Below are 14,605 nucleotides of genomic sequence, written 5' to 3'. Positions count from 1 at the left end.
ACATTGGAAACCTAATCATTCTTGCTGGCAAACGTTATAGGCCAACAGCTCATATATCATACTGATTTCTCACCAATCGCCGCCTGCTTGATTCCAGCTTCTTCTATTATAAGAAGAAGGTTATATTTTTAATTTTTCAATGGATGTAAGCAAATCTTCCGATAATTCTTTCAGACTTTGAATGTTGCCGCTAATCGTTTCCATGGAACTTACTTGCTCTTCCGCCGATGCAGAAACTTCTTCCACACTCGCTGCCGATTGTTCCGAAACAGCGGAAATCTGCTGACTGAAATCATTCATTCGTCCGCTTGCTTCCTGCATGCCTGCCAGTCCATCTGTCATCGTGCTGATGACACCAACCATGCCTTCCACTGATTCGTTAATTGTACGGAAGAGTTGACCTGAAGCAAGCACATGTTCCTGACCCAGTTCGGTCTCCTGAACGCCCGTACGTAATTCCGCAACCACACCTTGTGACTCCTGCTGAATATCCTCGGTAATCGCTGTGATCTCTTCGACCGAAGTCTGCACAGCCTCAGATAACTTCCGCACTTCTGATGCAACTACAGCGAATCCGCGTCCACTCTCTCCCGCACGTGCTGCCTCAATGGAGGCATTCAATGCCAGCAGATTGGTTTGACGTGCAATGTCATGAATGACCTGAACCAGCTTGGAAATATCTTCATTTTTACGATTCAACTGTTCCATCTTGTTCATGGAAGCCGAGACCGAACCGGAAATCTGTTGCATCTGCTGTACCGACTGTTCCATCGCCTTGCGGCCATTCAGCCCTTGCTCCAGTACAAGATCCGACATGACGCGTAGCTGACTGCCTTGTTCCGTATGATTCTGAATGTGATCATTCAACACTTCAACCGTACGGGCTGATTCCACGGCTGTCTCTGCCTGGCTCTCCGCGGCCTTGGCTGACTCTTCCATGGTCACAGCAATTTGGCGACTACCAATCTTAACCTCTTCTGAGGATATTGCCAGTTCCCCACTTTGCAGATTGACAGCTTGCGCAATTCTTCTGACGCTCAGAACCATGGAAGTCAGGTTACCTTTCATGTCATTCACCGCTTTGGCCAGAACACCGACTTCATCCTCATGTTTGGTATGTATGTCCTGAACATTCAATTGGCCTTCTGCAATCAGTTTCACCGCACTAATGACACGTAGCAATGGTTTCACGACCTGTGAACGAATAACCGGAATGCTGATCGCTGTAATGACAATCATGACAAGAACACCGATAATGATAATTAATCTACCATCCTGCACCGATCTGATCGTTTGGGCCGCCGCAAGATTGGACTGTTCCTGATTGTATTCCACGAGATAATCAAGATCGACTTGCATGGTGTCAAAGGAATCAGCACCTTTATCAGATACTTCCTTCGCCAGCTGTGTCTGACCCTCATCACTCAGCTTGATCGATTGCGTATTAATCTTGAGATATGCTTCCCATTTGTTCTTGAACGCAGTCCAGTGTTCGAGCTCTTCCGCAGACTTCTCCTGCTGATCATAAATTTTAATCGCCTGCGTCGTTTCACGAATATACTTGGTACGCTCTTCTGACAAAAATGCCTTGTCTGTTTCTTCCGCGTCAAAGTGACGATAACTTAGTGACAGGACATGCTCTGTGGTATAGTTTAACCGATTAATTTGCTGGATTGATGGCATCCAATTGTTCGTAATTTCATTGGTATTGGTTTCAATTGAATTCATCCGGGTGACAATCGTGACACTCAAAACAATTAAACAGAGGATTAACAAGTAGAACGCGATGCTGATACGCAGACCGATACTCTTGATCTTGAATCTGCTGAACATATGATTTCCCCCTTGACCTCTTCGGTCATCCCGAATGCAGGTGCGTTTGTCATTGTTTTCCCCTTCTTTTGACCTCTTGTCAAATGAACTTATCTATATTATATCGATAGGAAAATAGACGTAAAGTATTATAACATTATTTTGTCATTAAGATGCTTGGTTTTGTAAAAGATTGTTGAACCTTGACAAAGTTCAAACCGAAGAGCTGCAGCATACGGTAAAGTCCCGATCTGCAGCTCTTCGGTTTGTTCGGATTTCAACGGCTAACATCATAAAGCGATCAGCCTAGTTCAGTATTGCTGTCTTATGCTCAGCCAGCAATCGATATGAATCCAACCTGCGCTCATAATCTGGTCCTGCCGTAACCAGAAGCAACCTCTCCGTATCCAACCTGCTACTCACCTGTTGCAATCGCGCCCATACCTGATCAGCTGTACCTGCATAGTGCCGCACCGATTCATTATGATCAATAACGGCTGCATCATTCGTGTTAGAGACCGTGATACCACTTGAATTCTGCTCAGTTGAACGTTCTTTCCCATTTGCCTCGCGTCTCTCCAACATGTCACGACTCCAGGCCATAGCATCCGTCTCCGACTCGGCACACAATACGCTGACTGCCACCATAACCTCAGGCTCCTTCATAGTTGCACTAGGAATAAATCCTTCCCGGTATCGCCTTACAGCCTCTGTACCATCGGCATCACTCATGAATTGACCAAATACATATCCCATGCCAAACCGTGCCGCAAATTCTGCACTCTTCACGTTAGTTCCCAACATCCAGAGTGATAACGGAAGCTTGGGAATCGGACGAGCTGTCACGGGATGATCCTCGTACATGTAGCGGTCTTCCAGCAATTCTGTGAGTGCTGCAAGTGATTCGGGCAGCTTGGACACATGCTGCAAGTAATTGCCACTGAGTGCCATCGTGGCATGAGGTCCACCGCCAGGAGCACGTCCGAGCCCAAGCTCAATGCGCCCCGGATAGAGCGCAGCCAGCAGGCGGAACGACTCCGCAACCTTGAGTGGGCTATAATGCGGCAACAAGACCGCACCAGAGCCAAGTTGGATCGTTGTTGTCCTTGCTCCGATGTGCGATAACAGTACTTCGGGAGAGGCCGATGCCAGTTCAGCCATATCATGATGCTCTGATGTCCAGTATCGGGCGTATCCCCAAGCCTCGGCATGTTGCGCAAGTGTAACCGATTGTTGAAGTGCCTGTTCCGCTGTGGCATCGTTTAACCTTGGAACAAGGTCAAGTACGCCCAGACTGAACGTCTCACTCATTCGCTTAGCCACGCGTCTCATCTCCCTTTATATCGGTTAATTTTAATCCAGATCGTAGATGGAACCCACCTTCAGACCGTATAGTTCATTATATATTTTCTCGGCAAATGCATCCGTCATTCCTGCGATATAATCGATCACCATGTGTTCCCAAGTCCAGATTGGCTGGGCTTTGGCTTGATCCTTCTCATACCGCTGCAGCCAGTCGGATGGAATAATGGATTTGGACGTTTCCGGATCGAGGAATGCATCCCATAATCGCTTAATCATCCACTCACTGCGCTTCTGTAGCCGCTGCACACGCAGGTCACGAATCATGGTCACCCAGGCAAAACTCTTGAGCACACTCACCGTACGCAGCATATCAAGGTCTTCAGCCCCTTCACGGACAAAAGTTACCTTCTTCCAGTCGCCTTCGTCAATAACGCCAAGGCTGCCTACAAAAAAGCTCACCCAGTAGGCCTTCACTTCACGACGGGTACGCGAGTAATCATGCTCGCAGAACGGCATCTTCTCATTCCAGATGCGCAGGAACGAAGCGAGGACCTCTTCTACCTTTTGCCCAATCGCTTCTCGAGTCCATCCGTTCCAGAACAGATCCTCCAGCGTTGTAATCTTATCCACAATCAGTCGATTCACATGTGGATCTTGCAGGAAATGTTCATGTACTTCAATTTTGCCTGCTTTGATGCCATCCTCCAGGTCATGTGAGGAGTACGCAATATCGTCGCAGAGGTCCATCAACTGTGCTTCCAGCGTCTTCTTGCCTGCCGGTACGTTCCAGCGATCACGGATCTCCCGAATATATTGCCACTCATGATGATACATGCCTTTCTTGCTCTCTGTCCCAGGGTACGGATACTTGTTGATTCCTAGTAATACCGCATCAGACAGGTTCAGTCCGTCGATATCTTCACGCTTCTCCAAGTGCATAATGAGACGGAAATTGTGTGCATTGCCTTCAAAATGCTCGTATTTCCGTTTTAGCTCGGCACGGACTTCAGACTCCACCTTGGGAACTTTGGCGCTGCGGCTTTTTTTCATGATTTTCTTAGCCTCGGTGTTAATGAGGTCATCCAGAATACCATCCAATACTTCTTCACCTTTATGTCCAAACGGCGGGTGACCGAAGTCATGTGCGATTGCAGCGCACTCCACCACTTCTGAATCAATAATAAGGCCGGGGTTGTCCGCGCGGTCCCAGTCCACCTCGGGAAAACGGCGAATCAGACTTCGGGCAGCCTCTCGTGCAATCTGTGCCACCTCCAGGGAATGGGTCAAGCGAGTACGATAATAATCGCCCGTTCCTGCGCCAAACACCTGCGATTTGCCCTGTAACCGACGGAAGGTCGGTGAATGAATGAGTCTCGAATAGTCCCGTTCATACGCTGCACGAGATCCATCCAATTTGGTTAATTCAGGATATTGTCTATGTTCTCTCAGATCGTTCCATTGCATGGGGATCACTCCTAGCCGACTGTCTCTATTTTGAGTGATTATACACAACATCTGTGGTTTCGAAAAGTAAAACCTGTCTGCGATTGTCATCTCTTCTTACATCATCTTGTAATGAACAGTCATCTTCTCTTATTATACCCTGCCAGACTATCATCCGTGCATCTAAATGACAATGATTCATATTGAACTTTCACTAATGTGACTTATGATGAAAAAAGTGACTTATACAGTTTGTGTGGCCGTTACGGTTACGGATCGTTCTTATGATCGCTGTTATTCCCAAATTTCTTTGATTCCCTTTAAATAGGGAGAAATTCGGGAATAAAGGCGAACGCTTCGCTTCTTCAGAATCGATTCCGTCCCCTTCACTACTTCGCTGTTTGATTCACTCCCAATATAAATGACGTTACATTCCCTATAAAGGGGGAATTCTTCAATACTTTGAAAGGCTAAAAAATCCCATTAAAATGTTCATCCATCACTACAATGATGGTCTGCCTCCCCCGCGCCCTCCCCGTTGTGGGTAAAAACAAAAAAACCGACAGGACTGAAACGCCCTGTCGGGGTAGAGATGGTGGGTGCAAAGGTATTACACCATAACCTTACAGATATCGTTAGTGAACTCTACTGGATCTTGAATTGGCAGTCCCTCAATTAGCAATGCCTGATGGTACAACAAGCTTGTGTAGAGGTTCAGTTTTTCCTGATCCTGCGCGAAAGCGTCTTTCAACGATTTGAAAACATCGTGATTCACGTTGATTTCCAGCACTTTGTCGGCTTGTACGTTTTCGCTGTTCGGCATAGCTTTCAGGATTTTCTCCATTTCAATCGTCAATTCACCTTCGGTGGACAAACATACCGGATGGCTTCTGAGGCGTTTGGAAGCTTTAACCGCTTTGACTTTACCAGCCAATTGAGCTTGCATTGCTTCAAACAACTCTTTGTTGTCGTTGTCCTGAGCGTCCGTTTCTTCTTTGTCCGCGTTATCTTCAATACCCAGGTCACCACTGGAGATGGATTTGAATTCTTTCTCCTTGTAGTTCGTGATCATCTTGATTGCGAACTCGTCGATGTCATCGGTAAAGTACAATACTTCGTACCCTTTCTCAAGAACACCCTCGATCTGTGGCAGCTTCTCAATACGGCTAATCGATTCACCAGATGCATAGTAGATATACTTCTGATCTTCCGGCATTCTGGAGACGTACTCGTCCAGACTCACGAGTTTGCTCTCTTTGGAAGACGTGAACAACAGCAGATCCTGCAATGTATCCTTATTCACACCATAGTCGCTGTATACACCATATTTCAATTGACGACCAAACGCTTGGTAGAACTTCTCGTAGTTCTCACGCTCGTCCTTCAACAGGCTTTGCAGTTGGCTCTTGATTTTGTTCTTAATGTTCTTCGCGATCAGGCTAAGCTGACGGTCATGTTGCAACATCTCACGGGAGATGTTCAGGGACAGGTCTTCGGAATCCACCATACCTTTGACAAATCCAAAGTAATCTGGCAACAGATCCCCGCATTTATCCATGATCAATACACCGTTGGAGTAGAGTTCAAGGCCTTTTTCATACTCTTTCGTGTAGTAGTCAAACGGCGTGTTCTCCGGGATAAACAGGATTGCATTGTATACCACAGCGCCATCTGCGCTGATGTGCAGGTGTTTAAGCGGTTTGTCAAAACCGTAGCGTTTTTCCATATAGAAGTTATTGTAATCTTCTTCGGTCAGTTCGCTTTTATTTTTACGCCAGATCGGCACCATGCTGTTCACGGTTTGTTCTTCTTGGTATTCCTCGAACTCGTTCTCCGTGCCCTCTTTCGGACGTTGACCCGTTACATCCATCTTGATCGGGTAGCGAATGAAGTCAGAGTATTTCTTGATGATGGATCTCAGGCGGTACTCTTCCAAAAACTCGTCATACGAATCTTCTTCGGTATTTTCTTTGATCGTCAGCACGATCTCTGTACCTACGGAATCTTTCTCAGCTGGTGTGATCGTGTAACCATCCGCGCCTTCGGACTCCCATTTCCAAGCCTCGTCGCTGCCCAGCGTTTTACTTGTTACGGTCAGCTTGTCCGCAACCATAAATGCAGAGTAGAAACCAACCCCAAATTGTCCAATGATGTTGTGGCCGTCTTTAGCTTCATTTTCCTTCTTGAACGCCAGGGAACCACTCTTCGCGATAACCCCCAGGTTGTTCTCCAGCTCTTCCTGCGTCATCCCGATTCCGGTATCCGTCAGTGTGAGCGTGCGATTCTCTTTGTCGATCGTGAGCTTGATGAAGTAGTCCTCTTTGTTGAAAACGAGCGTATCGTCTGTCAGTGCTCTGTAATAAATTTTATCAATGGCGTCACTGGAGTTGGAGATCAATTCTCTCAAAAAGATTTCTCTTTGGGTGTAAATGGAGTTGATCATCATATCCAGCAAACGTTTGGATTCAGCCTGGAATTCTTTTTTAGCCATGAGTGGTTGGACTCCTTTCAAATTGGATATCGAATGATTTGATTGAAAATAGAAAGTAGATCCTTGAGTTTTTCATACAAAACTTACGGGTGCCGGAAAATCATTCGAAGCTTAAACGCTTGATCATCAGATCCAATAGATTGGCTAATCTTCAAAATGTATGATGTTCTGCAATATAGCCGTTCCGGTTACGAATCGTTTTTCGAATCGCTGTTATCCCCGTATTTCTTTGATTCCCTTTTTTAAATGGGAGAAATCCGGTGATAAAGGCGAACGCTTCGCTTCCTCCAAATCGATTTCGTCCCCTGCACTACTTTTGCATCTGATCAGGAACTTGTTTGAGGATTAGAGCCTTCTATTTAAATGAAGTCTGTTGATTAAGCAAACATTTCGCTTCTTCAGATTCTGTTGCGCACCTTGGCTTCGTATCTCCTACCCAGGTTCAATCTCTATTTTCAAAAACAGAATCATTCCATATGTAGTCGTGTAGTAAAAACATCATTTGTTAGCACTCTAATGATCGGAGTGCTAAACCCTTCCTTTTATATAACATATGGGAAAATTGGGTGTCAATACGCAGGCGGTTATTTTAACAAAAAGATCGAATAACCCTTCTACTTTTGCACATCACCAATCATTTTAACGTAATCCCGCAGGTAAAACAAAAGCCGCCTCGAACCAAAGTTCGAACCGGCATAGAAGAAACAATTACGGTTAGAATTAGAAACTTCTACTTTTTCGCCATTTTCGGATCAAGGGTATCGCGCAGGCCATCGCCCATGAGGTTGAAGCCGAGAACGGTCAACATAATGGAAACGCCGGGGAAAATCAGTGTCCACGGTGCTTTTTGTATAAACTGACGGGAGTCCGACAGCATTTTACCCCATTCGGGATCGGGTGGTTGCGCGCCCATGCCCAGAAATCCGAGTGCAGCAGCTTCGATGATCGCCGTTCCAATTCCCAATGTACCTTGCACGATCAGCGGAGTAAGGCTATTGGGCAAGATGTGGCGAAACAAGATTCGCCCATTGCCCGCTCCAAGTGTCCGTGCCGACGTAATGAATTCCTCCTGTCTCAAGCTGAGTACCCGTGAACGCACCAGCCTTCCGTAGGTCGGGATGTTCACGATGGCGATGGCGAGCAGTGCATTTTGCAACGACGGGCCTAATATCGCTACAATGGCGATGGCCAGTAATATCCCCGGAAAGGCGAGCAAGATATCAAATAGACGCGAGATGAGCATGTCCGCCCATTTTCCATAAAACCCGGCAATCAGACCAAGCAGCGTACCCGCAATAATGGAACCAATGACGGAGAAGAAGCCCACCCACAAGGAAATACGCGCCCCATGCAGCACTCTGGAAAACACATCACGCCCCAGATCATCGGTACCAAACCAATGCTCTGCCGAAGGAGCCTGAAGCCGATCCACCAGCACCTGTTCCTTGTAATCGTAAGGTGCAATGTATGGCGCGAGGAAGGCCAACAGGATAAAAAATACGATAATAATCAGACCTGCAAGCGCAAGCCGATTTTTCCGAAACGTTCTCCACGCTTCCCGCCATGGACCGGATGTACTCGCCGACGCAGCGTCAATGGATGGTCCGGTATTGGTCGATAATTTGGCCATGCAGTATCTCCTTTCCTGGATATGAATGATGGAATCCTATTTATAACTAATCCGCGGATCAAACACGGCGTAGAGCAAGTCCACAATCAGGTTGATCACCACGAAAAAGAACGCCACGATCAGAATGCCACTCTGGATCACCGGATAGTCCCGCGAACTAATCGCTTCATATATATAACGTCCGACGCCCGGCCAAGCGAAGATCGTCTCGGTCAGCACTGCACCCCCAAGCAACGAACCCGTCTGGATGCCTATAACCGTGAGTACGGGAATAAACGCATTTTTGAGGGCATGTCCATATACAACAAAAAACGGACCCAGTCCCTTCGCCTTCGCTGTACGAATGTAATCGGAACTCATCACTTCCAGCATGCTGGAACGGGTCATCCGGGCAATAACGGCCATTGGAATGGTGCCGAGCGCAATACTCGGGAGCAACAAATGTTTCGTTACGGTCCACAACTGATCCCAGCGTCCGGCAATCATCGTATCCAGCACATACAAGCCCGTAATGGCTTCCACTGGATCACGTGCATTCATGCGCCCAATGGACGGCAGCCACTGTAACTTGTTCGCAAACAGCCATTGTTCCATCAGACCGAGCCAGAAGATTGGCATGGATACACCCACCAAAGCAATAACCATGCAACAATAATCAAACCAGGAGTTGTGCTTCCATGCACTGACAATCCCGGCATTCACCCCAATAATGACAGCAAACAACATACTCGCCATCGTTAATTCAAGGGTTGCTGTCAGATAAGGCACAATTTCCTGGGCAATAGGCACCTTGGTGCGGATGGATGTTCCCAGGTCGCCTTTGAGCAAATCGCCCAAGTAGGCGAAATATTGCTGGAACCAGGGTTTATCCAGACCAAGCTGGTCACGAAGGGCCTGCTTGGATTGTTCGGTTGCCTTTTGCCCAAGTATGGTCTCAGCCGGGTCACCCGGAATGGCGTGGATGATGGAAAAGACAATCAGGGTCATGCCCAGCAGTACGGGCAGCAACACAAGCACACGTTTGACAATATAGCTGTTCAATCCTGTTCACCTGCCTTCGACATATCGTGCAAAATAAAAAGCGCCGGCAGACACGCATGCTTTGGATAGTTACGTCCGGATGTGGGTTCTGCCAAGCATTTCGTCTCACCAGCGCTTTGTAAGAAAGAATTAAAACGTAATCACTCAGTGCCATCTTCAGATCGCAGTTATCCTGAATTGGATAAGTTCAGCTTACAGCTTACTCAAAATAAGCACCGGCATAGGATTCGGTGCCCAGTGGAGAAGGGACGAAACCTTTCAGGTTGGCTTTACCTGCCAGAATTGGCGTCGTGTGTACCAGAGGAATCCATGGTGCGTCTTCCTTGATCATCTCCTGCGCTTGTTTGTAAAGCTCCGCACGTTTCTCCTGATCTGTTTCTTTCTGTGCACCCGTCAGCAATGTGTGTAATTCTTCGTTTACATAATAACTGCGGTTGTTGCTTGGAATGGCATCTTTATCCAGCAATGTATACAGGAAGTTATCCGGGTCACCATTGTCACCTGTCCAGCCGAGCATGTAAATGTCGTCCTTCTCCCCGGCCTTTGTATCTTCGAGATACGTTGCCCACTCCGGTGATTCGATGGTGACGGTCACTCCGATTTTCTCAAAATCGGCCTGGATCGCTTCCGCAACCTTCTTGCCATCAGGCATATACGGGCGGGATACCGGCATCGCATAGAAGGTTATCGGATCAGGCAAACCGTCAGGGAAGCCAGCTTCGGCCAATAGAGCTTTTGCTTTTTCCAGATCATATGGGTAATCCTCAATGGTATCGTTGTACCCCCACAGCGTTGGCGGCATCGGGTTAACAGCAGGCTCAGCTTGTCCAGCAAAGAACGCATCAATAAGGGCCTGCTTGTTCACCGCATGGTTGAGGGCTTGTCTGACTTTGACATTATCAAATGGTTTCTTCTTGAAGTTAAAGCCGATATACGCCACGTTGAACGGTGGACGCTCAATCTTCTGCAACTCGCTGTTGCCTTCAAGGATGGACAGATCGTCCGGGTTCAAGTCTTCCATGACATCAATCTCACCGTTTTGCAGGGCATTGAAGCGAGCGGTATTATCCGGAATGGAACGAACGATTACTTTGTTCAGCTTCGGTAGTCCTTCTTTCCAGTAGTTCGCGTTTTTCTCCAGGGTGATGGAGTCGTTACGCTTCCACTCTTTGAATACAAATGGGCCCGTGCCCACAGGCTCGCTCTTGAAGTTTTCTTTTTTCTCCTGAATCGCGGTTGGGCTGGCAATGCCAAATGGCGTCATTGCAATATTTTGCAGGAAAGGCGCTTGTGGCTGGTTCAATGTGAACTCCACCGTAGTTTCATCCGTCGCCTTCACTTCCTTGATCACACGTCCGTCCTCTGGACCAAACATGGAATCGTAATAATCGAAGGAATCTCCCTCGAATTTATATTCACTCGCTGGATCACCCCAGCGGTTGAAGTTGAACACAACAGCCTCTGCGTTGAAGTCAGTTCCATCATGGAATTTCACACCGGACTTCAGCTTAAACACATACTTGAGCCCATCCGCCGAAATCTCCCAGCTCTCTGCGAGTCCAGGAACGACCTCTGTTCCGCCTTCCTTATAGTCCAGCAATGAATCAAATACCTGATGCCCAATCTTCAGTGACTCCCCGTCTGTTACAATCGCCGGGTCGAGTGCTACGGAATCCCCACCACGCCCCATAATCATCGTATCCTGTGCTACCGTTTCGGTTGGAGGATCGCTTCCTTCCGCCGGAGCAGGCGTATTCTCCCCACTCTCGTTACTGGAGCAACCGGACAACACCAATACGGTACTTAAGGCCATGGTTAGAACACCGGACATCCATTTTTTTCTCATTCGCATACGTACAACACCCTTCCCTGTCTCATAATGTGTGTGATGCTGGCATGAATAATCTCCAATGTTGGCAATCGGTTTGGTGCTATGTATCATATAAAAGGCTTTAGATGCCTTCGATACCTGAGTTAAAGTTCTGGGAAAAGTACGGCATGTATATGAACTGTAAAAACAGCATGGGTACAGGTGAATTTCAGATCATCGTGCACAGGAGTGAGGACATGGTTTGTTTACTTTTATCGAAAATGAAAAAGGTTCAACAACGTATCTTGTAAGATGAATCTATGAAATTGAATGAAATTGTTGCGTTTTATTTGAACTTAGGTCAATAATCCACAGCGAGTGGGTATGGACTGGTTAGAGCAAGTTTAAGTTGGTAGATTAAAAATACAGATGGGCATATGGATACTACGCTGCTGGGTACCAATAAATTCTGCTCCTTGAGCGGTCGCGGGTCATTTTGAGTATGGAGTGTAGGAGCTGGACTAGGTATCGTTTGCAATACGGATGAAAGAAACTCAACCTAGGCTAGGTTGTTTGGATGTGTAAGTTGTTTAATTACGGTGGCTTTCTCTTGCAGATTGGATGTGTAAAATGTATGAACGAGTCATCTTGAGATGTTGGATTGTACAACAGGGAGACATTACAATAACTTCTTATGTTATGGTTTTGTCATGATGAGGAGGATTGTGTAAATAAACTGTAGTGAAAAACAATTTCGTGTAACTTACTTTACATCACATTAATCAATTAGACAAGAGATTTACAGACATAAGTCTTCAACTTTATTATATGCGTTAATATTACTTACACAAAACACAAAAAAGGAACACAGATCGACAAAAAACGTCTCGTGTTCCTTCTCCACTCAATCCACATTTATATAAGATCAACATATTAATTTGCTAACAATCAGCTCACTTTTTAAACAAACCTCTGCGATGCATCACGGTAATAAAACGGTAAAAATCATAACTTGCCCCATTATCGATGCTGAACAATGGATTTTTAGTGTCGTATGCCAGTGCTGCATCCACAGCTGCCTTTGCCCATACTGGAACTTCCATTTGCTGACGCGCCTGCAGTTTGTCGACTTGGGATTTGAGCGCATCAAACGCTGCTTTCTCTTCGGCTGTCATCGGTTCGCCCCCTTTCGGTGGTACGGTTGGTGGATTCGGATTACTTGGATTCGTTGGATTGGATGGCTCCGGGGGTTTTGGAGTGGCTGCTGCGTATCTTGCTCTGAGCTGTGCCGCTGTTCCCTCGAATTCATTCATATCCACGTTGCCACTAATACCATTCACCTTGCCTGAATCCGTATACTGCCAGAACGTCCAACGCTTCCATGCCGGCTGGTCGTCCGGTACACGGGTGTTGCTGTAACGCGCGATCCACAGATCGTATGAACTGAGTGATGTGTCAAAATTCCCGGCAAATGAATTGCCCGTGTATATGATCGGTTTTACACCTGTCAGACGTTGTAATTCGGTTAAAAAAGCTTTGGCAACTGTATTCATCTGCGCTTTGCTCAGGTTGCCGGGGTTGTTCTCGTAGTCCATGACGGGTGGCAGTTGTAATGCCTCGGCGCCTCCAACTTTGTTAAGTGTATTGGCGTAATGTGCCGCTTCTGCCTTGGCACCATCGGTAGATGTCGCGCGGAAGAAATGGTACGTTCCCACCAGCATACCCGCCGCCAGTGCACCGGTTACATTTTTCTGGTAATTTGGATCGGTATATGTCTGTCCCTCGGTTGCCTTGATGAATACAAATGTCATGCCACTTGCCTTCACTTTCGCCCAGTCAATATTGCCCTGGTATCGGGAGACGTCAATGCCCTGTGTGTTGCCCGAACTTCTCGTTTGCATGTTTCTCACACCCTTTATGCGGCAAATTGCCGTTTGTATATAGTTAATGCGGCTGGATCAGGTGTTGCTTGTGTGCGTGTCCTTGATGTGTTGGAAATGAACTGAGCCTTGTTCACACGGACACTCCGATGACAGAATAACCTTCCAATCGCTGTTATCCCCAGATTTTTTTATTTCCTTTTCTAAAGGGGAAAATCCGGGGATAAAGGCGACCGCTTCGCTTTTTCAGGTTTTTTCTGTCCTCTCCGTTATTGTGTGAAAATGTTAAGTTTAGCGGCCTTATATAGCTTTGCTTATTTATAGATTAATTCTGTTTAATCCGACATTCATAGTGATCAACAAACGTTCAATATAACTATATACTCGCAATATTAAACGCTACTTAACGTTATCTTCTGTTGTCTGTGAATCTATGTCATCTGGATCTGCCTGTGAAAAAGAATCTTTGGCACTCGGGGAGAAGTTACCGGGGAGTTCCCCGGTTCCCCCTTTGCCCTTGAGCACTTCAATTGCCTGTCGGATCACTGGCGGGATTGGAGCGCCCAACTTGCCCCCGTTTTCGATAATGGACAACAACTCATTTGCGATATAAAAAAAGGCGACCGCATCCCTGAACAAATGTCCGTCTCCCAGAACACCGTCCACCAAATGAGCCACCGATACCATTGCAAATATAAATACCTTTCGCGCGATGCCGAACATGCCAACATTACTTTCTAACTTGCCACTCATACCCGCTGCTGCGATGCCCGTTAGGTAATCGAGGATGACGAACACGAGTAGTACGCCGAGTACGCCCGACCATCCTCCAAAGAAGTAGGTTACTGAGCTGCTCATGAGTGCAATTCCCCATTTCCATAGGGTATCCCATCGTTCCATGGTTTCACCTCTCTATACAAGGTTTACGAGCTCACTTTCACTTCATGACAACAAGTTCACTTCCTAACATTACGTCTCTCTATATTCTAATGTCTAATACCACAACATGCTTATTATTACATAGGTATAATCCTTGTGTTAGGATTGGCTTACCTATTAGATCTTCTGTTGTCCTACATTTATGTTGTAGTGTTAACGAGTTCCACATTTTCACCATGCACCACCGCAATTAGACTTGTAATAAACATTAAAATGAGTGCGATCACAATGATAGGACGGTATAACCGGTATCT

9 protein-coding genes are annotated in these 14,605 nt (G+C 46.6%); all 9 read right to left on the bottom strand.

All coding sequences use genetic code 11. The features are described 5' to 3' along the window. Positions 1 to 120: 120 nt before the first annotated feature. Positions 121 to 1,833, bottom strand: a complete 1,713-nt coding sequence (locus J2X75_RS17500; RefSeq protein WP_310338289.1) for a methyl-accepting chemotaxis protein — start codon at positions 1,831 to 1,833, stop codon at positions 121 to 123. A gap of 285 nt (positions 1,834 to 2,118) precedes the next feature. Further along, the gene (locus J2X75_RS17495) at positions 2,119 to 3,144 is read right to left on the bottom strand and encodes an MsnO8 family LLM class oxidoreductase (RefSeq protein WP_397383844.1); all 1,026 of its coding nucleotides are present in this window, start codon (positions 3,142 to 3,144) and stop codon (positions 2,119 to 2,121) included. Between the two features lie 21 nt (positions 3,145 to 3,165). Then, the gene (locus J2X75_RS17490) at positions 3,166 to 4,581 is read right to left on the bottom strand and encodes a deoxyguanosinetriphosphate triphosphohydrolase family protein (RefSeq protein ID WP_310338286.1); all 1,416 of its coding nucleotides are present in this window, start codon (positions 4,579 to 4,581) and stop codon (positions 3,166 to 3,168) included. A 589-nt stretch (positions 4,582 to 5,170) separates the two neighbouring features. Next, on the bottom strand, positions 5,171 to 7,051 hold the full coding sequence (gene htpG, locus J2X75_RS17485; protein WP_307539096.1) for a molecular chaperone HtpG: 1,881 nt from the start codon (positions 7,049 to 7,051) through the stop codon (positions 5,171 to 5,173). Between the two features lie 730 nt (positions 7,052 to 7,781). Continuing rightward, the gene (gene nikC / locus J2X75_RS17480) at positions 7,782 to 8,681 is read right to left on the bottom strand and encodes a nickel transporter permease (protein ID WP_124117053.1); all 900 of its coding nucleotides are present in this window, start codon (positions 8,679 to 8,681) and stop codon (positions 7,782 to 7,784) included. A gap of 36 nt (positions 8,682 to 8,717) precedes the next feature. Next, entirely contained in the window at positions 8,718 to 9,722 is a 1,005-nt protein-coding gene (locus J2X75_RS17475) for an ABC transporter permease (RefSeq protein ID WP_249911555.1), read from the bottom strand. A 199-nt stretch (positions 9,723 to 9,921) separates the two neighbouring features. Then, positions 9,922 to 11,568 (bottom strand): ABC transporter substrate-binding protein, encoded by a 1,647-nt coding sequence (locus J2X75_RS17470; RefSeq protein WP_310338544.1) that lies wholly within the window; start codon positions 11,566 to 11,568, stop codon positions 9,922 to 9,924. A 917-nt stretch (positions 11,569 to 12,485) separates the two neighbouring features. Further along, complete coding sequence (locus J2X75_RS17465; protein ID WP_310338277.1) at positions 12,486 to 13,433, bottom strand: glycoside hydrolase family 25 protein; 948 nt, start codon at positions 13,431 to 13,433, stop codon at positions 12,486 to 12,488. 378 nt (positions 13,434 to 13,811) lie between these two features. Continuing rightward, complete coding sequence (locus tag J2X75_RS17460; RefSeq protein ID WP_310338275.1) at positions 13,812 to 14,312, bottom strand: phage holin family protein; 501 nt, start codon at positions 14,310 to 14,312, stop codon at positions 13,812 to 13,814. Positions 14,313 to 14,605 lie beyond the last annotated feature (293 nt).

The sequence above is a fragment of the Paenibacillus sp. 2003 genome (genome assembly GCF_031455635.1).
In the GTDB taxonomy this organism is placed as follows: domain Bacteria; phylum Bacillota; class Bacilli; order Paenibacillales; family Paenibacillaceae; genus Paenibacillus; species Paenibacillus amylolyticus_B.
This window is presented reverse-complemented; position numbering and strand designations above follow the sequence as displayed.